Origin of the sequence: Ensifer sp. LBL, from assembly GCF_050435225.1 — a bacterium.
Lineage (GTDB): Bacteria > Pseudomonadota > Alphaproteobacteria > Rhizobiales > Rhizobiaceae > Ensifer.
The window spans coordinates 243,450-264,733 of sequence record NZ_JBNDJY010000001.1 but is presented as its reverse complement, the minus strand read 5'-3'; the positions used below and the strand labels follow the sequence as shown (position 1 = coordinate 264,733).

Annotated in this window: 23 protein-coding genes; 13 read left to right on the top strand and 10 right to left on the bottom strand. The window is 63.4% G+C overall.

From position 1 onward, the window contains the following. Position 1 precedes the first annotated feature (1 nt). The 6 genes from OKW20_RS01290 to OKW20_RS01265 form a co-directional block, all read right to left on the bottom strand. Positions 2 to 610 carry a YfbR-like 5'-deoxynucleotidase gene (locus OKW20_RS01290; RefSeq protein WP_043616593.1) on the bottom strand — a complete coding sequence of 203 codons (609 nt, stop codon included), beginning with the start codon at positions 608 to 610 and terminating at the stop codon, positions 2 to 4. Beyond that, positions 607 to 1,455, bottom strand: coding sequence for a YgfZ/GcvT domain-containing protein (locus tag OKW20_RS01285; protein ID WP_429169761.1), 849 nt, complete (start codon positions 1,453 to 1,455; stop codon positions 607 to 609). The genes OKW20_RS01290 and OKW20_RS01285 overlap by 4 nt, the downstream gene beginning before the upstream one ends. Before the next feature lie 156 nt (positions 1,456 to 1,611). Next, entirely contained in the window at positions 1,612 to 2,406 is a 795-nt protein-coding gene (locus OKW20_RS01280) for a hypothetical protein (RefSeq protein ID WP_429169760.1), read from the bottom strand. Positions 2,407 to 2,421: 15 nt separating this feature from the next. After that, the gene (locus tag OKW20_RS01275; RefSeq protein ID WP_089043914.1) at positions 2,422 to 2,691 is read right to left on the bottom strand and encodes a hypothetical protein; all 270 of its coding nucleotides are present in this window, start codon (positions 2,689 to 2,691) and stop codon (positions 2,422 to 2,424) included. Positions 2,692 to 2,849: 158 nt separating this feature from the next. Continuing rightward, a complete protein-coding gene (locus tag OKW20_RS01270; RefSeq protein ID WP_429169758.1) occupies positions 2,850 to 3,302 on the bottom strand; it encodes a TIGR02301 family protein in 453 nt (150 codons plus the stop codon). After that, the gene (locus tag OKW20_RS01265; protein WP_429171118.1) at positions 3,299 to 3,772 is read right to left on the bottom strand and encodes an NUDIX hydrolase; all 474 of its coding nucleotides are present in this window, start codon (positions 3,770 to 3,772) and stop codon (positions 3,299 to 3,301) included. The genes OKW20_RS01270 and OKW20_RS01265 overlap by 4 nt, the downstream gene beginning before the upstream one ends. Positions 3,773 to 3,830: 58 nt before the next feature. Here OKW20_RS01265 and OKW20_RS01260 point away from each other — a divergent pair, with 58 nt between their 5' ends. Next, positions 3,831 to 4,610, top strand: a complete 780-nt coding sequence (locus OKW20_RS01260; RefSeq protein WP_429169756.1) for an SOS response-associated peptidase — start codon at positions 3,831 to 3,833, stop codon at positions 4,608 to 4,610. Positions 4,611 to 4,630: 20 nt separating this feature from the next. Here the strand turns inward: OKW20_RS01260 and OKW20_RS01255 are convergent, their stop codons facing one another. Then, positions 4,631 to 4,774, bottom strand: coding sequence for a hypothetical protein (locus tag OKW20_RS01255; protein WP_429169754.1), 144 nt, complete (start codon positions 4,772 to 4,774; stop codon positions 4,631 to 4,633). 414 nt (positions 4,775 to 5,188) lie between these two features. Here OKW20_RS01255 and cysS point away from each other — a divergent pair, with 414 nt between their 5' ends. The 8 genes from cysS (at position 5,189) to rarD (ending at position 12,305) form a co-directional block, all read left to right on the top strand. Continuing rightward, the gene (gene cysS, locus OKW20_RS01250; RefSeq protein WP_429169753.1) at positions 5,189 to 6,580 is read left to right on the top strand and encodes a cysteine--tRNA ligase; all 1,392 of its coding nucleotides are present in this window, start codon (positions 5,189 to 5,191) and stop codon (positions 6,578 to 6,580) included. Between the two features lie 107 nt (positions 6,581 to 6,687). Next, positions 6,688 to 7,071, top strand: coding sequence for a VOC family protein (locus OKW20_RS01245; protein WP_429169752.1), 384 nt, complete (start codon positions 6,688 to 6,690; stop codon positions 7,069 to 7,071). Positions 7,072 to 7,083: 12 nt separating this feature from the next. Beyond that, positions 7,084 to 7,575, top strand: a complete 492-nt coding sequence (locus OKW20_RS01240) for a GFA family protein (protein ID WP_429169751.1) — start codon at positions 7,084 to 7,086, stop codon at positions 7,573 to 7,575. Beyond that, on the top strand, positions 7,572 to 8,048 hold the full coding sequence (locus tag OKW20_RS01235; protein WP_192447384.1) for a GFA family protein: 477 nt from the start codon (positions 7,572 to 7,574) through the stop codon (positions 8,046 to 8,048). The genes OKW20_RS01240 and OKW20_RS01235 overlap by 4 nt, the downstream gene beginning before the upstream one ends. Further along, the gene (locus OKW20_RS01230) at positions 8,021 to 8,542 is read left to right on the top strand and encodes a GFA family protein (RefSeq protein ID WP_429169750.1); all 522 of its coding nucleotides are present in this window, start codon (positions 8,021 to 8,023) and stop codon (positions 8,540 to 8,542) included. Before OKW20_RS01235 ends, OKW20_RS01230 begins: the two co-directional genes overlap by 28 nt. Before the next feature lie 2 nt (positions 8,543 to 8,544). Further along, entirely contained in the window at positions 8,545 to 9,513 is a 969-nt protein-coding gene (gene pip, locus OKW20_RS01225) for a prolyl aminopeptidase (protein ID WP_429169749.1), read from the top strand. A gap of 24 nt (positions 9,514 to 9,537) precedes the next feature. After that, positions 9,538 to 11,154, top strand: a complete 1,617-nt coding sequence (gene cimA / locus OKW20_RS01220; protein WP_429169748.1) for a citramalate synthase — start codon at positions 9,538 to 9,540, stop codon at positions 11,152 to 11,154. A gap of 218 nt (positions 11,155 to 11,372) precedes the next feature. Further along, a complete protein-coding gene (gene rarD / locus OKW20_RS01215) occupies positions 11,373 to 12,305 on the top strand; it encodes an EamA family transporter RarD (RefSeq protein WP_429169747.1) in 933 nt (310 codons plus the stop codon). 70 nt (positions 12,306 to 12,375) lie between these two features. On the opposite strand, the gene OKW20_RS01210 is transcribed toward rarD, so the two are convergent. Beyond that, positions 12,376 to 12,996 carry a TIGR00730 family Rossman fold protein gene (locus OKW20_RS01210; protein WP_192447381.1) on the bottom strand — a complete coding sequence of 207 codons (621 nt, stop codon included), beginning with the start codon at positions 12,994 to 12,996 and terminating at the stop codon, positions 12,376 to 12,378. A 243-nt stretch (positions 12,997 to 13,239) separates the two neighbouring features. Between OKW20_RS01210 and OKW20_RS01205 the strand changes: the two genes are divergently transcribed. The 4 genes from OKW20_RS01205 (at position 13,240) to pssA (ending at position 18,857) form a co-directional block, all read left to right on the top strand. Then, positions 13,240 to 15,003 carry a LysM peptidoglycan-binding domain-containing protein gene (locus OKW20_RS01205; protein WP_429169746.1) on the top strand — a complete coding sequence of 588 codons (1,764 nt, stop codon included), beginning with the start codon at positions 13,240 to 13,242 and terminating at the stop codon, positions 15,001 to 15,003. 205 nt (positions 15,004 to 15,208) lie between these two features. Further along, complete coding sequence (locus OKW20_RS01200) at positions 15,209 to 17,095, top strand: ABCB family ABC transporter ATP-binding protein/permease (protein ID WP_429169745.1); 1,887 nt, start codon at positions 15,209 to 15,211, stop codon at positions 17,093 to 17,095. A 178-nt stretch (positions 17,096 to 17,273) separates the two neighbouring features. Then, positions 17,274 to 17,972, top strand: coding sequence for a phosphatidylserine decarboxylase (locus OKW20_RS01195; RefSeq protein ID WP_192447378.1), 699 nt, complete (start codon positions 17,274 to 17,276; stop codon positions 17,970 to 17,972). A gap of 9 nt (positions 17,973 to 17,981) precedes the next feature. Beyond that, complete coding sequence (gene pssA, locus OKW20_RS01190; RefSeq protein WP_052202086.1) at positions 17,982 to 18,857, top strand: CDP-diacylglycerol--serine O-phosphatidyltransferase; 876 nt, start codon at positions 17,982 to 17,984, stop codon at positions 18,855 to 18,857. An 81-nt stretch (positions 18,858 to 18,938) separates the two neighbouring features. On the opposite strand, the gene OKW20_RS01185 is transcribed toward pssA, so the two are convergent. Together OKW20_RS01185 and purF are read right to left on the bottom strand one after the other, a co-directional pair. Continuing rightward, on the bottom strand, positions 18,939 to 19,679 hold the full coding sequence (locus OKW20_RS01185; RefSeq protein ID WP_192447377.1) for an SDR family NAD(P)-dependent oxidoreductase: 741 nt from the start codon (positions 19,677 to 19,679) through the stop codon (positions 18,939 to 18,941). Positions 19,680 to 19,691: 12 nt separating this feature from the next. Beyond that, positions 19,692 to 21,179: an amidophosphoribosyltransferase gene (purF, locus tag OKW20_RS01180; protein WP_043611345.1), complete on the bottom strand. Its 1,488-nt coding sequence runs from the start codon at positions 21,177 to 21,179 to the stop codon at positions 19,692 to 19,694. Positions 21,180 to 21,284 lie beyond the last annotated feature (105 nt).

Sequence of the window (21,284 nt, the reverse complement as noted above, 5' to 3'; positions counted from 1 at the left end):
GTCAGATTTCCGCGCGTGCAGGCAGGCGCTGCGCTTCCAGCGCCAGGAACCGCTCGGTGAACAACCGCTGCGCCTCGACCGCCGGCACGGGGTCGATCAGCAGCGTCTCGCGGGTGATGCCGCGCGGCTGGCCGAAGAATTTTCGCGCTTCCTCGACCGAGAAGCCTGCAAGCACGGTCGCTTCGAAATAGGCGGCGACATGGTCGGCCTTCTTGATCTTGTCCTTCAATTCCTTGGAGCAATGCGGCGGCAGGCCGAAACGGAGATGGATGGCGCTTTCCAGCCGCTTTTCGACCGATTTGTAGCCACCGCCGACCACCGCCTTGAACGGTGAGATCATGTCGCCGATCACGTATTCCGGCGCGTCGTGCAAAAGCGCCAACAGGCAATCGTCGCTGCTGCATTTGTTGCTGCGGCGAAAAATGTCCTCGACCATCAGGCTGTGCTGGGCGACCGAGAAGGCATGGTCGCCGGCGGTCTGCCCGTTCCAGCGGGCGACGCGCGCGAGACCGTGGGCGATATCGCCGATCTCGACGTCGAGCGGCGACGGGTCGAGCAGGTCCAGCCGGCGGCCGGAGAGCATGCGCTGCCAGGCGCGGGCCGTCGTCACGCGCTCGCCTCGTCGGCAGACGTCGGGAAGGTGAGCCCGGCCCATTCGGGCAGGACCAATGTCACGGGCACGTCGCCGGCAAGCAGCGGGATGCCGTTCGCCATCGCTTCGCCGGCCTTGTCGATGCGCACGATCGCGAGCGCCGACTTGCCCTGTACCGTGCCGAGCGTGCCGATCGACTTGTCGTTTGCGGTGATCGTCGTTCCCGTCGGGGGAAGGGCGGCGTCGGCAGAAACGATCACGACCCGGCGGCGCGGCGTGCTGCGGTGCTGCATGCGCGACACCACTTCCTGGCCGACATAGCAGCCCTTCTTGAAGGAAAGGCCGCCGTTCTTGTCCATGAGCACATCATGGGGGAAGGCGTCCTGCACCGCATAATCGGTGCCGGCATTGGCAATGCCCGCCGCGATCCGCAGCCGTTCGAGGTCTTCTGCGCCGGCCGTGTCGCCGGTGGCTTCCCCATAGGCGCGAAAGAGCGCAATGCCCGCCTTCTCGAAACGGTGGTCGCGATAGGCACCTGTCGGTGCTGCTTCGTCGAATATCACGGTGACGGCGTCGGATGTCTTGATCGAAAGCTCGACTGCCGAGCGAAGCTTGTACATCGTCAGGCGCTTCAGCAGCGCTTCGGCCTGGTCATGTGCCGTTTCCAACCGTAGGCCGTCGCCGTCCCGGGAGATCAGGAACTCGAACAGGATCTTGCCCTGTGGCGTCAGCAGAGCGCCGGGACGCGCCTCATCGGGTGCAAGCGCGTCGAGATCGGTGGTGATCAGTCCCTGGAGAAGATCTTCGGCGTCCTTGCCGGAAATGGCGACGATCGCGCGATCGTCGAGGCGAACTCTGGGCATCGTTCGAATCCTGTTCGACGGGAGGGGAGGCTCCCGCGCTAACCTAGCAGACGATCACCTGAATGGCCGCGGCCGACTCAGGCCCCGGTTCCACCGGCGATCTCTTGGCGAAGAGGTAGGATGTTCGGCGATCATCGGCAAGCAGGTCGCCGGCGCTCAGTCGCCGGCGATGAAGAATTTCCACTTGCCATCCGGCATGATGCCGACGCGATAGAAGTTGTAGCTGCCGAATTCTTCCATGTCGGCAAAGTCGCCGGCGGTGACCAGGCGGAACAGGTCGACCTTTTCCGGTGCCGTCAGCGTCGAAAGCTTCTTTTCCGCGAAATAGGGCCAGACATAGGCCTCCTGCGGCGTACCCTTGTCCACCAGCACGAAGCCGGTCGACAGCACGTCGAGCAGGATCGCGAGGATTTCGACGCCTTCCTGGTCGCCCGAAAGGCTCTTCAGGATCGAGACCGGGTCTTCGTCGCCGGTGACGCCCGTGACCTGGGTCTGGTTCGGGCCCTTGCCGAGCAGCGAGCGCAGGCGCTCGATGTCGCCGGAAGCCGCTGCCTCGACGATCAGCTCGCGCATGCGGGCGACCGGCGCCGGAATCTTGGAAATGTCGGTCAGGACTTCGACAGGCCCAGTCGGCTCCGGCTCTTCGGCTTCGGGAGCGTCTTCCTTGGTGGCTGTCGCCGACTTGTTGATCAGCGGATCGGGCATCGGGATTTCGAGCGGAAGCTTCTCTTCCTCATCCGTCTCTTCGGCAACGGGTTCGGCTACGGGCGGCGTCGCCTTCTGGTCGCCCGCGGCAGGCTGTTGCTCGGTCGGGACGGGTTGCGGCGCGCCCTGCAATTCGCTGAGAGCGAAGGCGGGAGAAACCGCTGCCGGGGTGGTCAAGGCGACACCGGCCAACAGCAGTGTAGCGAGGCGAACCGGAAGGGTCCGGTTTGCGAGATTCCGATGCATCGGGCAGTCCTGATATTACTGAATCGTGCGCTGGGGCGAGAACTCGCCGGCGAGCACGCGCTCGCGAAGCGAATTGAGCATTGCTTCGGCGCCGTCTTCGCCATGAAGCCGAACGGTTTCCCGCATGGCAAGGGCAATGGCTGCATCGGCGATGATTTCCGGCTCGATACCGTCGGCCATTCCGTCCGCCCAGGCCTCGCTCTGGTGTTCCAGCGCGGCCTGCATTTTCTCGTGGACGATCATGTCATCGATGTCGGTCAGGCTTGGTTCCATCATTCGTTCCATGCGACTTCCATTGTGCAAGCGGTTCATTTTATGGCCGTTCGGCTGAACTCCGACTGAACGGCCGTGACGGACTCGCCATTTCTTACCACTCTCTTAACGAACTTAGCAGCCTTTTCCCGAAACGACACGGGGTCGTGAGAAAAGAGGTTAATTTATTGCTAATTTCCAAAGCGGGCGACGATTTCTGACGCAAGTGTTGCGCCTTCGGCACGATATCGCTGTTCGGCGACGATCGCAGGCCCCGTGCAGCTCGTATAGACGGATGCGAAGGTTCGATACCCGCGGTTGAAGGCGGCTGTCATCCGCTCGCGCCGTTTGACTTCGGTGGCGGTTTCCTTGTCGATCAGTTCCTGCATCGAGCGGCGCCAGACATCTTCCGGTTCCTTGACGCAGAGATTGCGGAGGTAGTGCACAGAGCCGAGGATCTCGGAGAGCCGAACCAGCCGCTGGTCATAGGGCGTCGGCTTTTCTTCCACGGCGGCCGGGGCAGGGGCTGCGGTCTCGGTCTTGGCCGGCTCTTTCGTCGGTGATTTTTGCGCTGCCGCGCCAGTGGCGACTGTCAAGGCGATGCCGGCGAGCGTAAGCCTTGTAAGGATCGGGACAGGGATCATGATTTCACCAAGCCCGAATTGGCGGCGGTTTCAAGGCCGTCGCCTGATGTCGCGGCGTTCGCTCCGGCGCCGGAGAGCCTTTCCACACATTCGCGCACGCTGTCGGGGATCGGCAAGGCGAAGATCTCCTGAGCCGTGAACCAGCCGAGCCCTGCGGCGTCGTCGCTGGCGACGGCAACTACGTCGGCATCGGCCTCGGCCCTGAAGACCGACAGCAGGAAGTGTCGCCCCTCGGACTCTTTGCCCGGCAGATCGTAGACTTCGAACAGCACCGGATCGCGCGCCTTGATGCCGGTTTCCTCGAACAATTCGCGAAGTGCTGTCTCCGCCGGCGTCTCGCCGGCTTCTGCCCGGCCGCCCGGAAAGGCGTACATGTCGGCCGACGGCGGGTTGGCCCGGCGGACGAGCAGATAGCGGCCGTCGCGTTCGAGAATGACGGAGGAAGCAAGTTCGGGCTTGGTCGGCATCAGGGAATCAAATCGTCTCGGTAGCGTTGACCCATCCTACGTGAAGTGCCACATCGATGTCATGTGCGGACGTTTTGCGCTGACGGCGACACCCGATGAAATAATGGAATTGTTCAGCCTGCTGGAAAGCGACGACTTTCCGGCGCGCTTCAATATCGCGCCAACCCAGCCGATCATGGTCGTCGTGGCCGGCGAGCGTGCGGCACCAGGCAGCAACCTGCCGGAGCGCAGGGCGCTGCTCGTGCGCTGGGGCTTCACGCCGGGCTGGGTCAAGGACCCGCGCGACTTTCCACTGTTGATCAATGCGCGGGTCGAATCGGCAATCGAAAAGGCGTCGTTCCGTGCCGCCATGCGGCACCGGCGGGTCCTTGTGCCGGCCTCCGGCTTCTACGAATGGCGCCGGCCGCCGAAGGGCAGCCGCGAGCCGTCGCAGGCCTATTGGGTGCGCCCGAGGAAGGGCGGCATCGTCGCCTTCGCCGGTTTGATGGAAACCTGGTCCTCGGCCGACGGCTCCGAAGTCGACACCGCGGCCATCCTGACGACGGCCGCCAACGCCTCGATCCGGCAGATCCATGACCGCATGCCGGTCGTCATCCAGCCCGAGGATTTTGCCCGCTGGCTGGACTGCAAGACCCAGGAGCCGCGTGAGGTTGCCGACCTCTTCGGCCCGGTCGCGGAGGACTACTTCGAGGCAATCCCGGTTTCGGACAAGGTCAACAAGGTCGTCAACACCGGGCCCGAAATCCAGGACGCCGTCACACCCAGGCCGGTCGCGGATGCCCAGCTAAAAGGCAAGAGCAAGCCGACCGAGCCCGATGGCGGGCAGATGTTTCTCTTTTAAGGAAAAGAGCGTCGCAAGCGTCAGGCCGGCCGCTTGGCCAGCTTGCCAGCCGGCTTCGCCTTCACCTGCAGCGCTGCGGCAAGTACGGCCTTCAGGCCGAGCGGGCGATACTGTTCGACGAGATTGGCGGTTTTGGCGATGTCTTTGGTCTTTGCGGCTTTCACTTGCACTCACTCCTTGATGCTTTCCCGAACCGGATACACTGCCGCTTTCGCACGTCTTCACGAAAGCGACGCTCCTCCTTGCTCTCCGGAGACAGGATTTCGTGGTGCGTTACCAACTACACCGCGAATCTGTTTTCCGCATGGCGATCTCAGATAAGCCTAATCATGACAAATCCATGACCGCGGAATCCTTTCGATAGTCGGCTGTGCTTGCATGCGGCTGACCTCTTGACCGAAATCGGGTGACGCGCGATAAGTGAGGCCATGAAAACGGTTATCTGCATTATCTGCCGGAACATTATTCGCTAGCGCTCCGCTGGCCTGGCCGTTTTCGTCTCCTAAAATCCAAGATGACAAACGCGCGGGCCTCCCGGGCGCGGTATTTTACGGTCGTATGCATCTTGGAGAATGGCAATGGGCGGAACGCCGACACTGAAGCTGTACAACACGCTGACGCGGGAGAAGATCGAGTTCAAGCCGATCGATCCCGACAACGTTCGCATGTATGTCTGCGGCCCGACGGTCTATGACTATGCCCATATCGGCAATGCTCGGCCGGTCATCGTCTTCGATGTCCTGTTCCGGCTGCTGCGCCATGTCTATGGCGCGGATCACGTCACCTATGCGCGCAACATCACCGACGTCGACGACAAGATCAACGCGCGGGCGCTGCGGGACTATCCGACCCTGCCGCTCAACGACGCGATCCGGCGGGTGACGGAGAAGACCGAAACCCAGTTTCTCGACGATGCCAAGGCGCTCGGCTGCCTTGACCCCGATGTCCAGCCGCGGGCCACCGACAACATCGCGCAGATGATCGACATCATCGAAAAGCTCCTCGCCAAGGGCCATGCCTATCAGGCGGGCGGCGAGGTGCTGTTCGATACCAAGTCGATGGCTGATTACGGTCAGCTCTCGAAGCGCAATCTCGACGAACAGCAGGCCGGCGCCCGTGTCGCCGTCGAGGCGCATAAGAAGAGCCCGGGCGACTTCGTGTTGTGGAAGCTTTCTGGCGACAACGAACCGGGCTGGGAAAGCCCGTGGGGCAGGGGCCGTCCCGGCTGGCACATCGAGTGCTCGGCCATGAGCAGCCGCTACCTCGGCGAAGTCTTCGACATCCACGGCGGCGGGCTGGATCTCATCTTCCCGCACCATGAAAACGAGATTGCCCAGTCCCGTTGCGCTCACGGCACGCAAGTAATGGCGAATGTCTGGATGCACAACGGCTTCCTGCAGGTCGAAGGCCGCAAGATGTCGAAGTCCGAGGGCAACTTCGTCACCATCTACGAACTGCTGCACACGGAAAAGTTCGCCGGCCGCCAGTGGCCGGGCGATGTGCTGAGGCTCGCCATGCTGATGACGCACTATCGCGAACCGATCGATTTTTCGGTGAAGCGGTTGGAAGAAGCAGAGCATCTGCTCTCCAAGTGGCCGGTTCCGGGTGACGCCAAGGGTGAGGTCGATCCGGCCGTGGTCGCCGCACTTGCCGACGACCTCAACACGGTCGCGGCGGTCCAGGCGGTCCATGCGCTCGCCCAGAAGGCGGCAGCTGATCCGAAGCTGCTTGGGACCTTTGCCGCAAGTGCCGCGTTGATCGGCGTGGTGCCGCAGGCGGTCGAACTCGACGAGGGGCTGGTCCGCGACATCGACAGCCGCGTGCGGGCCCGTCTGGAACTGCTGAAGGCGAAGAACTTCGCGGAAGCCGACAAGATCCGCGACGATCTGCTGGCGCGCGGCGTTCAGCTCAAGGACGGCAAGGATCCGGCAACCGGCGAGCGGGTGACGACCTGGGATATCAAACGGTGACGGCTGCCTAGCTATCGAGCCCTGTCCGATCCTTCTGATCGGTTCGGACAGGGTATCTGAAAGGGCGGCGAAAAGCGGAGCGCATGCATGAAAGAGGAGTTCGTGCGATGATCGACCATACGGGCATTCCCGTCGCGGATTTCGAGCGGGCGCAGTCGTTCTACGACAAGGCCTTTGCTCCGCTTGGCGCCTCCTTGCTGATGATGGTGCCGCTGGAACACACCGGCGGTCTCAAGGTGGGTGGTTATGGCCGCGAGCGGCCGGTCTTCTGGCTGCATGAGACGGCTGCAACGGGGCCGGGCCGGCACTACGCCTTTTCGGCGCGCAGTCGCGCCGAGGTCGATGCCTTCTATCAAGCGGCAATGGCCGCCGGCGGGCGTGACAACGGCAAACCGGGGCTGAGACCGCACTACCACCCGGACTATTACGGCGCCTTCGTATTCGATCCTGACGGCAACAATATCGAAGCCGTCTGCCATGCGCCGGGCTGAGGAGAAATCGCGATGAGTCTGGACAACAGGCCCTATTACACAGGCGGTTGCCAGTGTGGCGCAGTGCGTTTTCGCATTGAGGGCAGGCTCGGCGATGCGTCGGTCTGTCATTGTCGCATGTGCCAGAAGGCGAGCGGCAACTTCTACCTGCCGCTGGTTTCCGTCGGCGGCGCCCATGTCGCCTGGACGCGCGGCGAGCGCAAGCGCTACCAGTCGTCCAATTTCGGCTGGCGCGGTTTTTGCGGCGATTGCGGCACGCCGCTGACCTATGAGGCGCCGGACGGCATGGCATTGGCGATTGCCGCTTTCGACGAACCGCAGGGCATCACGCCAACGGTGCAATGGGGCATTGAAAGCAAGTTGCCCTATACCGACCACGTGGCCGCGCTGCCCGGTGTTCACACGATGGAAGACCCGGACGCGGTGGAATTCCTGGAGAAACTCGTTTCCTATCAGCATCCCGACCATGACACCGAGACCTGGCCCCCGGAGGAGAAGCGATGACCGAAAACGTTCGAACAGGTGGATGCCAATGCGGCGCGGTCCGCTTCCGGATTAAGGGTGAACTCGGGCGCGCGTCGATCTGCCATTGCCGCATGTGCCAGAAGCAATTCGGCTCGTTCTTCTCGGCGCTGGTAACGGCGCCGAAGGATGGTGTCGAATGGGTGCGGGACGAGCCGAGCTACTTCCAGTCCTCGGTCAACATCGACCGTGGCTTTTGCCCGAAATGCGGAACGCCGATGACCTACCGGCATCCGGGCGGCCTCGAGATCGCCATCGGCACCTTCGACGATCGTTCCGATCTTGCGCCGAAAATCCAGGTCAACCACGCCTCGCGTCTGCCCTGGGTCGAGACGATCTTCGAGCAGCCGGTGCTTGAGGATCAGGATTTCTACGCCAGGCAGGAAAGCATCATCTCGTTCCAGCACCCGGACCACGAGACCGACCAATGGCATCCTTCGGGAGCATTCCGGTGACCATCGCGCGCATCTATACGGGCGGATGCCAATGCGGCGCCGTGCGCTACCGCGCCGAGGGCGTGCTTTCGGACCCGCATATCTGTCATTGCCGCATGTGCCAGAAGGCGACCGGCAACTACTTCATGCCGCTCGCCAATGCGTCCCGCGACACGTTCGACATCACCCGCGGCCAGCCGTCCTGGTTCCGCTCGTCGCATCTGGTGCGCCGCGGCTTCTGCAGCGATTGCGGCACGCCGCTGTTCTACGATATGCCCGACGAGAGCTTCATCAACATCGCGCTCGGCTCGCTCGACGAGCCTGATGACGTGCAGCCCGTCTACCAGTCCGGCGTCGAATCCCGCGTCATTTGGTTCTCGCGGCTCGCGGGCCTGCCGCCGAGGGAGACGGATGACGGCACCGAGGTCTCGGCGACCCGCCATCTGATCGTTCTCGAAACCAACCGCCAGCATCCCGATTACGACACCGTGCACTGGCCGCTCACGAAAGACTGAGAATGACGACTGTTCTGCGTACGCTTTATCCGGAAATCGAGCCCTATGCGTCGGGCCATCTCGACGTCGGCGACGGCCACACGATTTATTGGGAGAAGGCCGGCACACCGGGCGCAAAGCCCGCCGTCTTCCTGCATGGCGGGCCCGGCGGCACGATCTCGCCGAGCCACCGCCGTCTGTTTGATCCGGCGCTCTACGACGTAACGCTGTTCGACCAGCGCGGTTGCGGCAAGTCGACGCCGAATGCCAGGATCGAAGCCAACACCACCTGGCATCTCGTCGCCGATATCGAGCGGCTGCGCGAGATGGCCGGCGCCGACAGGTGGCTGGTCTTCGGCGGTTCCTGGGGATCGACGCTGGCGCTCGCCTATGCCGAGAAGCACCCGGAACGGATTTCCGAACTGGTACTGCGCGGCATCTACACGCTGACCAAGGCCGAGCTCGACTGGTACTACCAGTTCGGCGTCTCGGAGATGTTCCCGGACAAGTGGGAGCGTTTCATCGCGCCCATTCCCGAGAACGAGCGCCACGAGATGATGCATGCCTATCACCGCCGCCTGATGAGCGACGACAAGGCGACGCGCCTTGAGGCCGCCAAGGCCTGGAGCATCTGGGAAGGCGAGACGATCACGCTTCTGCCGGAACTCGCAACCAGCGCGCCCTTCGCCGAGGACGATTACGCCGACGCCTTCGCGCGGATCGAGAACCACTTCTTCGTCAATGCCGGGTGGATGGAGGATGGCCAATTGCTGCGCGACGCCCACCGGCTGCACGGCATTCCAGGTGTCATCATCCATGGGCGCTACGACATGCCGTGCCCGGCGAAATACGCTTGGCAACTGCACAAGGCCTGGCCGGGATCGGAGCTTCATCTGATCGAAGGCGCAGGCCACGCCTATTCCGAGCCCGGTATCCTCGATCGGCTGATCCGCACCACGGACCAGTTCGCAGGCAAGACCGAGCAAAACTAAACAGAGCATTTTTGGACGAGAGCCATGACCAGGGAACGCATCTACCTCTTCGACACGACGCTGAGAGACGGGCAACAGACGCCCGGCATCGACTTTTCCGTCGAAGACAAGATTGCGATTGCCGGCCTGCTCGATCAGTTCGGCATGGACTATATCGAAGGCGGCTATCCCGGCGCGAACCCGACCGACACGGAGTTCTTCGGGCGCAAGCAAACCCAGAAGGCCTCCTTCGTCGCATTCGGCATGACCAAGCGCGCCGGGGTTTCCGCGTCGAACGACCCAGGCCTCGCGGCACTGCTGGCGGCGAAAAGCGACGCTATCTGTCTTGTCGCCAAGAGCTGGGACTATCACGTCGAAGTAGCGCTCGGCTGCACCAACGAGGAGAACCTCGACAACATCCGCGCCTCGGTCGAGGCGGTGGTCGCCTCGGGTCGCGAGGCGATGGTCGATTGCGAGCATTTCTTCGACGGCTACAAGGCCAATCCCGCCTATGCGCTTGCCTGCGCGAAGACGGCCTTTGACGCCGGCGCGCGCTGGGTGGTGCTCTGCGACACCAATGGCGGCACGCAGCCGCCGGAGGTGCGCGAGATCGTCGCCGCCGTGATCGCTGCCGGCGTGCCCGGTGCCAATCTCGGCATCCATGCGCATAACGATACGGGCCAGGCGGTCGCCAATTCGCTGGCGGCGGTCGAGGCAGGCGTGCGCCAGATCCAGGGAACGCTGAACGGCATTGGCGAGCGTTGCGGCAACGCCAATCTCGTCACGCTGATCCCGACGCTGGCGTTGAAGGAGACCTATTCAAGCCGCTTCGAAACGGCGATCGACGCCGACCGGCTGCTGGAGCTGACGAAGCTCGCCCATTCCTTCGACGAACTCTTGAACCGCTCGCCCGACCAGCAGGCCCCTTACGTCGGCGCGTCGGCCTTTGCCACCAAGGCCGGTATCCACGCCTCGGCGCTGCTCAAGGATCCGCGCACCTACGAGCATGTGGCGCCCGAAAGCATCGGCAATCTGCGCAAGGTCATGGTGTCCGACCAGGGCGGCAAGGCCAATTTCATCAACGCCTTGAAGCGACGCGGCATTGTTGTCAGCAAGGACGATCCGAAGCTCGACAAGCTGATCGCCATCGTCAAGGAACGCGAAGCGACCGGCTATGCCTATGAGGGGGCGGATGCGAGCTTTGCGCTGCTCGCCAGCCGCATCCTCGGCACGGTGCCGGACTTCTTCCATGTCGAAAGCTTCCGGGTGATGGTCGAGCGTCGCTTCGATGCCAACGGTCATCTGAAGACCGTGTCGGAAGCGGTAGTGAAGGTGGTTGTCGACGGCGAGACGATGATGTCGGTAGCCGAAGGCCACGGCCCGGTTAACGCGCTGGACTTGGCGCTGCGCAAGGATCTCGGCAAGTACCAGTCGGAAATCGAAGACCTGGAGCTTGCGGACTACAAGGTCCGTATCCTCAATGGCGGGACCGAGGCGATCACCCGCGTTCTGATCGAATCGACCGATGGCACGGGCGCGCGCTGGTGGACCGTGGGGGTCTCCGACAACATCATCGATGCGTCTTTCCAGGCACTGATGGACAGTATCGTCTTCAAGCTGCTGAAGAACCGCGACCACGTCGGACTGATCGCCGCCGAGTAATCTCCGGCGATCGGTCCAGAAACGTTGATGGACTGGGCCTGGGGGAGGGTGAGCAAAACTCATTCTCCCTTCACGGAAATGAATTGGTGCATCACCGGCCATTGGGGTAGGACGCACCAATGGGAGATCGTGCCGGCCGACAGGCTGTGCCCTCCCTTCTGACCGGAGAGCGGCCATTGCCGCCAGGGCTCTCCGGCAAAACACCAGGAAAAGATGATATGGCCGAGCCGAAAGCACCCGCCGAAAATACCGATTCCGCGAAAGGCTTTGCCTTCGCGCTGACCGCCTATCTGCTTTGGGGCTTCCTGCCCTTCTTCATGAAGGCGGTCGCCCATATCCCGGCGCCGGAAGTGGTGGCGCACCGGATCGTGTGGTCGGTGTCGCTCGCGGGTCTCGTGCTGCTCTGGCTCGGTCGCACCGACGACATCAAGGCGGCACTGCGCTCGCCGCGCATGCTGTGCATGGCCGCGCTGACCGCCGTGCTCATCACCATCAACTGGGGCATTTATGTCTGGGCGATCGGTGCGGGCCGCGCCATCGAAACCGCGCTCGGCTACTACATCAATCCGCTCTTCTCGATCTTTCTTGGCGCCGTGCTTTTGAAGGAGAGGCCGAACCCGGCGCAGATGGTTGCCATCGCGCTCGCGGCCTCCGCCGTTGCCGTGCTTGCCTTCGACGCCGGCGGTCTGCCGTGGGTGTCCATCGGTCTTTGCCTGTCGTGGGGCTTCTACGCCTTCTTCCGCAAGACCCTGCCGGTTGGCCCCAACCAGGGCTTCTTCCTGGAAGTCCTGCTTTTGAGCGTACCGGCCATCGGCTACATCATCTGGCTGGAAACGACGGGGCAGGGCCATTTCGGCGATACCGGCATGGCGGACGTCCTGTGGCTGCTGTCCTGCGGTATCGTCACGGCCGTGCCGCTGATGATCTATGCCAACGGCGCCAAGCTCCTGCGCCTGTCGACGATCGGCATCATGCAGTACATCGCGCCGACGATGATCTTCGTGATCGCCGTCTTCGTCTTCCACGAGCCCTTCGGCACGGCAAAGCTCATCGCCTTCGGCCTGATCTGGGCGGCGCTGGTGATCTATACCGGCGCCATGCTGGCGGAAAGCAGGGCGCGCCGCGCCCTGCAGGCAAGCCCGGCCGAATAAGGCCGGTTGCGATAGAAACAAAAAAAGGCGCGCCGGGTGGCGCGCCTTTTTTGTTGGCCGAATGCGTTTCCTAAAGCTTGGAGATGATTTCGGTTTCGCCCTCACGGCCGTTGCCGCCGCCAGCGGCCGCCAGGATGGTCGGCACGATGTCGGCCGCGTCATTGACGACAAGCGGCTGCACGAGATGCGCCGTATGGACGAAGCCTTCCTCGCGCATGTGCTGCAGGAGGTCCATCATCGGCCTCCAGAAATTGTTGATGTTGCCGAAGACCATCGGCTTGCGGTGACGCCCGAGCTGCGCCCAGGTCATGATCTCGACGATCTCTTCCAGCGTGCCGATGCCGCCGGGCAGCGCCACGAAAGCGTCGGCACGTTCGAACATCGTGTGCTTGCGCTCGTGCATGTCGGCCGTCACGATCAGCTCGTTCAGCTGGCCGAGCGAATGGCGGGTCGCTTCCTTGTCCATCAGGAATTCGGGGATGATCCCGGTGACTTCGCCGCCGTTGGAAAGCACGCCGCTGGCGACCGCCCCCATGATGCCGCGGGTGCCGCCGCCATAGACCAGGCGAAGCCCGTGATCGGCAATGGATCGGCCAAGCGCGCGCCCGGCTTCCATGTAGGCATTGTCGCGTCCCGGCTGTGAACCACAGTAGACGCAGATGGATCGAATCGTGCTGTTCTCGGTGCTCATGCCCTCAAAAAACATTGCAGCGCAGCATGGGTCAAGAAAAATGAGGGGAAACCCGGCTTTCTGCGGGTTGCCGCCCCTTCGGCTGCTTGTATGCCGAATCGCGAATCGCTAGCAATTTCAGTGATTGATTGAAGAAATCGGACGAGTTGCTTGCTGTTGCGCTATAATGACGGCGCAAGCCCGCACCGCAGGCCGATGAGAGGGCATGCGCGGAGCGTTGCTCCGCTCCGTGTGGAGAGTGGCATGATCAAAAATAAGGCCGGCTGGGTGGCCATTTCTGTCCTCGTGGCAGCAACAGCGTTGATGGTATTCGTAATTCAACCGAACTTGCGCGGCGACGGCAAGAAGCCGGCAGCCGATCAGGCGGCAGGCACCGCGACGCAGTCGACCGAGGCGACGCCTGCGACCGGTGGGCCGCAGGCGACCGGCGCCTCTGTCGAGACCGCCAAGACGGATGCTGCGCCGCAGCAGGAGCAGCAGAAGGCCGAAGCGGCGACCGCCGCCAACGTCCCTGCGACCGATCCGGCCGTTCCCGGTTTCGACGTGCTGCGTGTTGAGCCCGATGGCTCGACGGTGATCGCCGGCCACGCCCAGCCGAATTCGAAGCTTGAGATCCTCAGCGGCGACACCGTGGTCGGCACCGCCGATGTCGGCGCGACCGGCGACTTTGCCGCGGTCTTCGACAATCCCCTTCCGGCGGGTGACCATCAGCTCACGCTGCGCAGCACCGGTGAAAACGGTGCGGTGAAGAGCTCCGAGGAAGTAGCGACCGTTTCCGTTCCCAAGGATCCGTCCGGTCAATTGCTTGCCATGGTCTCGAAGCCTGGTACGGCGAGCCGTCTGATCACGACGCCGGGTGCGGCGGAGGAAGTCGCCGCTGCGGACCTCAAGCCGGCCGAGGTTGCCTCCGCGACGCCGCAGGCGGTCGATGCTGCCACGGCGCCGGCGCAGCTTTCCGGCGTTCCAGGCCTGCAGGTGAGTGCGGTCGAGATCGAAGGCAGCAAGATGTTCGTCGCCGGCAGCGCCAAGGCCGGTGCCTTGGTGCGCGTCTATGCCGACGACAGGCTCGTCGGCGAAATGAAGGCCGACGACAAGGGCCACTTCGTCGTCGACGGTGAGATCGAGTTGACGGTTGGCAGCCACATCATTCGGGCGGACATGCTGAACGAGGACGGCACCAAGGTCGTGATGCGCGCCTCGGTTCCCTTCGACCGGCCCGCAGGATCGCAGGTCGCAGCCGTTGCGCCTTCGGGCACGCCGTCGGCAACCGCCGGTCTCGATGGCCTGCGTGCGGAAGCTGGAAAGGCGCTGGCGCTCTTGAAGGGGCTCTATGCCAATGGCAAGGTTCCGAACGGCGAGCAGCTGGCTGCCGCCCGTTCGGCGACCGAGATCGCGTTGAAGTCGCTTGCGGATTTCCGTCTTGCCGACAATTCCGACCAGACGCTCGTCGCCTCGGCGACCCGGGCCGCAAAGGCCGCGGCCAGCGCGCTCGCGGCGCTGAAGGCAGCGCCTCAGGACCCGTCGAGCGTTGCGACGGCCCTTACCAAGGTTGATGCGACCGTCGGTGCGGTCCTGGCCGAGCAGGGCAGCGCCACGCCGGCGTCGCCCGAGAAGGCCCAGCAGAAGGACAATGCCCCGGCGCCGGGTGAACTGGCAAAGGTGATGGGTGCTGGGAGCGCGGTTGTAAATGATGCCGCACCGGCGCAGCCGGCGACCGAGACAGCAGCCGTTGTAGCCTCGCCCGACCAGCCCCAGACACTCGAGCAGGCTCCCCTCAAGGAGAGCAAGAGTTCGGTGATCATCCGCCGCGGCGACACGCTGTGGCAGATCTCGCGCCGCGTCTACGGCGCGGGCCTGCGCTACACCACGATCTATCTCGCCAACCAGGACCAGATCGAGGACCCGGACCGCATTCGTCCGGGCCAGGTCTTCGGCGTGCCGGACAAGGCGCTGCCGGACGAAGAATCGCGAGAAATTCACAAGAAGCACATGAAACAAGAGCAATAAGCAGCCGATCTGCGGCCGCCGACATTGCGGCGGCTGCGGCGGATGCCTATCTCCCGACCAAGGGCGGCGCCTTCGACAGGGCGCCGCTTTTCATTGAACGGTGATGACGGCGCCTGAGGTCTTCGTTTACAGGGAGGGCTCGGCGCAGAGCTTGGATGCGCGACAACCTGCCTCCAAGCGCGCAAACGTAAGAGCGGATCAGAACGTGGCACCCCAGAAGAAAACCGTCTCGGCCGATACCAGCAATCCCCTGCAGACGATCGCCAATCTGTGGCCCTACATGTGGCCGTCGGACAGGGCCGATCTCAAGCTCCGGGTGATCTGGGCAACGGTCATTCTGATCATCGCCAAGGTCGTGCTGATCCTCGTTCCCTATTCCTTCAAATGGGCAACCGATGCGCTGAACGGCAAGCCGGATGTCCTGGGCTTTCTGCCCGTGTTCATGACCGGCGCAGTCATGCTGGTGCTTGCCTATAACCTTGCCCGTCTTTTGCAGGCCGGGTTGAACCAGTTGCGCGACGCGCTGTTTGCAAGCGTCGGCCAGCATGCCGTCCGGCAACTCGCCTACAAGACCTTCATACACATGCACCAGTTGTCGCTCCGCTTCCATCTGGAGCGGCGCACCGGTGGGCTTTCGCGCGTCATCGAGCGCGGCACCAAGGGCATCGAAACGATCGTCCGCTTCACGATCCTCAACAGCGTGCCGACCCTGATCGAGTTCCTGCTGACGGCGGTGATCTTCTGGTGGGGTTACGGCTTCAGCTATCTCCTCGTTACCGCTGTCACCGTCTGGCTCTATATCTGGTTCACCGTGCGTGCGAGCGACTGGCGCATCGCCATCCGCCGTTCGATGAACGACAGCGACACCGACGCCAACACCAAGGCGATCGACTCGCTGCTGAATTTCGAGACGGTCAAGTATTTCGGCAACGAGGAGATGGAAGCCCGTCGCTTCGACAAGTCGATGGAACGTTACGAGGCGGCGGCGACCCAGGTCTGGACGTCGCTCGGCTGGCTCAACTTCGGCCAGGCGCTGATCTTCGGCGCCGGCACGGCGGTCATGATGATCATGTCGGCGCTGGCCGTTCAGCGCGGCGAGCAGACGCTGGGCGATTTCGTCTTCATCAACGCCATGCTGATCCAGCTTGCGATCCCGCTCAATTTCATCGGCTTCGTCTACCGCGAAATCCGCCAGGGGCTTACCGATATCGAGCATATGTTCGACCTGCTCGACGTGCGTGCCGAAGTGGTGGATCGCCCGGATGCGAGCGAACTCGTCATCGGCAAGGGAGCCATCACCTTCAAGGACGTGCATTTCGCCTATGATGCGGCGCGCCCGATCCTGAAGGGTATCACCTTCGAGGTGCCCGCCGGCAAGACGGTGGCCGTGGTCGGCCCCTCCGGTGCCGGCAAGTCGACGCTCTCGCGGCTGCTCTATCGCTTCTACGACGTGCAGGAAGGGGCGATCACCATCGATGGCCAGGACGTGCGCACAGTGACGCAGAAGAGCCTGCGTTCGGTGATCGGCATGGTGCCGCAGGACACGGTGCTCTTCAACGACACCATCGCCTACAACATCCGCTACGGCCGCGTTTCGGCGAGCGAAGCCGAAGTCGAGGCGGCGGCCGAAGCCGCGCAGATCGCCGAGTTCATCCGCACCCTGCCGGAGGGCTTCCAGGCCATGGTCGGCGAGCGGGGCCTGAAGCTTTCGGGCGGCGAGAAGCAGCGCGTCGCGATCGCCCGCACGATCCTGAAAGCCCCGCCGATCCTGATCCTCGACGAGGCGACGTCTGCGCTGGACACCCGCACGGAGCAGGAGATCCAGTCGGCCCTCGACGTCGTGTCGCGCAACCGCACGACGCTTGTCATCGCGCACCGGCTTTCGACCGTCATCAACGCCGACGAGATCATCGTGCTGAAGGACGGCGTCATTGCCGAACGCGGCACCCATGGCGAACTGATCGACCGTGACGGTCTCTATGCCTCGATGTGGAGCCGCCAGCGCGAAGCGACGCAGGCCGAAGAGCAACTGAAGCGCGTGCGCGAAAGCGACGATCTCGGCATCGTCACGCGCGGCGAGCCGGCGGTTTGATGGCGTCTTTTTCTTTGCTGAGCGCGACGCGTTTTGTCGCTACCGGGCGGGCGGCGTTGCCCGCCGGGACATTTCGCGCTAGAGCGGGGGCAGGAAATGCGTTTGCGGTTTTCCGTCCGCATCCCGCGCTAACTTATAGAAAACGATCACGTTCCACGGAAAATCTGGAGTAGAGTTCATGAGCCTGGTCAATACGATCCGCAACACGCTCGTCCCGGTGCACAAGGAAGGCTATCGCTTCGTCGCGATCTTCTTCGTCGTGTCGCTGGTGCTTGGCTTCCTGTGGGAGCCGTTGATGTGGATCGGCTTCGTGCTGACGGCGTGGTGCGCTTACTTCTTCCGCGATCCCGAGCGCATGACGCCGCTTGACGACGATCTGGTGATCAGCCCGGCTGACGGCCGCGTCTCGTCGATCGCGACGGTTCTGCCGCCGGAAGAACTGAACCTCGGCTCGGAACCGATGCTGCGCATCTCCGTTTTCATGAATGTGTTCAACTGCCACGTGAACCGCGCGCCGATGGCCGGTACCATCACCCGCGTCGCCTATCGCGCCGGCAAGTTCGTCAATGCCGAGCTCGACAAGGCCAGCCAGGAGAACGAGCGCAATGGTCTGGTGATCGATACCAAGCACGGCGCCATCGGCGTCGTTCAGATCGCCGGCCTCGTTGCCCGCCGCATCCTGTGCTGGAAGTATGAGAACGGCTCGCTGGAGGCCGGTGAACGTTTCGGCCTGATCCGCTTCGGCTCGCGCCTCGACGTGTTCCTGCCGGCCGGTGCCGAGCCGCGTGTCAGCGTCGGGCAGACCGCTGTTGCCGGTGAAACGGTGCTTGCCGAGTTTGGCTCGGCCAAGGGCCCGGTCATCAGCCGCCGCGCATAAGGAGTGTCCATGGAAGGCTCTGAACAGCAAAAACCGATCGAAGCGCCGCAGGTGTCCGAGGACACCAACGGCTCGAGCGATACCGCGCGCGGCCCACGGCTGCGCGAGATCCCGCTGCGGCTGATGATCCCCAATCTCATTACGGTGCTCGCGATCTGCGCCGGTCTTTCGGGCATCCGGCTCGCCTTTGAAAACCGCATCGAGCTTGCCGTTGCGATGGTGCTGCTCGCCGCCTTTCTCGATGGCATCGACGGTCGTGTCGCGCGCGCCCTGAAGGCGACGTCGAACTTCGGCGGCCAGATGGATTCGCTTGCCGACATCATCAACTTCGGTGTCGCGCCGGCTCTCGTGCTCTACGTCTTCATCCTCGATCAGGCGCGCTCGATCGGCTGGATCGCGGCTCTGGTCTACGCAATCGCGATGGGTCTGAGGCTCGCGCGCTTCAACGTGATGGCAGAGCGCCAGGTCAAGGCGTCCTGGCAGTCGGAATACTTCGTCGGCGTGCCGGCGCCGGCCGGCGCCATGCTCGTTCTGTTGCCGGTTTACCTGGGTCTCCTGGGCCTTGCTCCCGAGCGCACCTTCGCGCTGATCGCGTCGGCCTATACGGTGCTGATCGCCTTCCTGCTCGTCAGCCGCCTGCCGGTCTGGTCCGGCAAGTCGGAGAACAGCCGCGTTCGCCGCGACCTCGTCCTGCCGGCCATCCTCGGCGTCGTCTTCTACGTTGCGACGCTGATGACCTATACCTGGGAAACGATGGCGGTAACGGCGCTCGGCTATCTGATCACGCTGCCCTTCGGCGCGCGCTCCTGGCAGCGCAAGTATGGCGGCGACTGGCCGGTCCATCCTTCGACCGGCGGCGACGGCTTGCCCGGCGACAAGGACTGAACGAGACCAAAACGACACGCAAAAAGAAAAGGCCACCGTGACGACACGGTGGCCTTTCTCATTTGCGCGGTGTGCCGAAGCTTATTCGGGCATCCGGTAATCGACGATCTTGTCTTCGCGCACGATGTAGAGCTTGCCGGTTTCGGTCTGGTTGGGGCCAACCAGGGGCAGCAGCTTGGCTGCGACTTCCGAAGGATGCGGCACGGTCTCCGGATCTTCGCCGGGCATCGCCTGGGCGCGCATCGCGGTGCGGGTGGCGCCGGGGTCGACCGAGAGGATGCGCAGCGGCAGGCGCTGCGTCTCGCCGGCCCAGGTGCGGGCCAGAGCCTCGACGGCGGCCTTCGACGCGGAGTAGGGCCCCCAGAAGGGCTTGCACTTGTGTGCAGCGCTCGACGACAGGATCAGCGCACGCCCGGCGTCCGACTTGATCAGCAGCGGTTCGAGCGAACGGATCAGCCGCCAGGTGGCGTTGACGTTGATCATCATCACCTTGTCGAACACCTTCGCCTCGACATGGCCGATCGGCGAGATCGTGCCGAGCACGCCGGCATTGGCAACCAGGATGTCGAGCTTGCCCCAGCGCTCGTTGATCGCACCACCGAGCTTGTCGATCGCCGGCATGTCGGCGAGGTCGAAGGGCACCAGCGTCGCAGAACCGCCCGCCGCCTTGATCGCGTCGTCGAGTTCTTCGAGACCGCCAACGGTGCGCGCGCAGGCGACGACATGGGCACCGGCCTTGGCCAGTTCGAGAGCGGTGAAATAGCCGATACCGCGCGATGCGCCGGTGACCACGGCCACCCGGCCTTTGAGATCGATCGTCATTTTAGTGTCTGATTATCCGTTGCTGGCGAGAACCGAGAGTTTGCGGACATTGCTGGCGCCTTCCTGGTCGAGGAGGCGGGTCGGATAGTCCCCGGTGAAATAGTGGTCGGTGAACTGCGGCGCCTTCGGATCGCGCTTCTCGCCGCCGACCGCCTCATAAAGACCGTCGATCGACAGGAATTCCAGCGAGTCCGCGCCGATGTAACGGCACATGGAGGCGAGGTCTGCATGCTGGTTGGCAAGCAGCTTGTCGCGGTCCGGCGTGTCGATGCCGTAGAAGTCCGGATGGAAAATCATCGGGCTCGCAACGCGCACATGCACTTCGCGTGCGCCCGCGTCGCGCATCATCTGTACGATCTTCACCGACGTCGTGCCGCGCACGATCGAATCATCGACGAGGATGATGCGCTTGCCCTCGATCATCGCGCGGTTGGCCGAATGCTTCAGCTTGACGCCGAAGGCGCGGATCTGCTGCGTCGGCTCGATGAAGGTGCGGCCGACATAGTGGTTGCGGATGATGCCGTATTCGAAGGGAATGCCGCTCTGCTGGGCATAGCCGAGCGCAGCCGGCGTGCCGCCGTCCGGCACCGGAACCACGACGTCGGCCTCGACCGGCGCTTCCTTGGCGAGGTTGATGCCCATGTTCTTGCGCGACACATAGATGCTGCGGCCGCCGACGACCGAATCTGGCCGGGCGAAATAGACATATTCGAACAGGCAAAGCCGCTCGGGCTGCGAAACCTCGGGCTTGCGCGCGTCGATGGTTATCGAGCCGTCGGGCTGGATTTCGCAGATGATGACTTCGCCGTTCTCGACGTCGCGCACATAGGTCGCGCCGATGATGTCGAGCGCGCAGGTTTCCGAACAGAAGATCGGCTTGCCGTCGAGTTCACCCATGACGAGCGGGCGGATGCCGATCGGGTCGCGCGCGGCAATCAGCTTCGTGCGGGTCATCGCCAGCATCGAATAGCCGCCTTCCATCTGGCGGATGGCGTCGATGAAGCGGTCGGAGGAGGAGGTCTGCTTCGAGCGCGCGATCAGGTGCAGAACGACTTCGGTATCCGAGGTCGACTGACAGATGGCGCCGTCGGCGATCAGCTGCCGGCGAAGCGTGAGGCCGTTGGTGAAGTTGCCGTTATGGGCGACGGCGATGCCGCCGACTTCGAGTTCGGCAAAGAGCGGCTGCACGTTACGCAGCGCCACTTCGCCTGTCGTCGAATAGCGGGTGTGGCCGATCGACATGAAGCCGGGCAGCTTCGCGAGCGTCGCGGGATCCGTGTAGTGGTCGCCGACGAGGCCCATGCGCTTTTCGGTGCAGAACTGCTTGCCGTCGAAGGTGACGATGCCGGCTGCTTCCTGGCCGCGATGCTGGAGCGCGTGCAGGCCGAGCGCTGTCAGCGCCGCCGCATCCGAGTGCCCCAGTATGCCGAAGACGCCGCACTCTTCGTGCAGTTCATCGCCTTCGAGTTCATCGTGGATTTCGATGGATCTATCGGTCATCACAGTCGCCTTTGCTCCGTACCGGTGCGCATATCGTGATCAGGCCCGCCGTCTTCAAGCAATCTTAGCTGAAAACGGCTGCAAGCGTTATTCCCCAAAAGGACA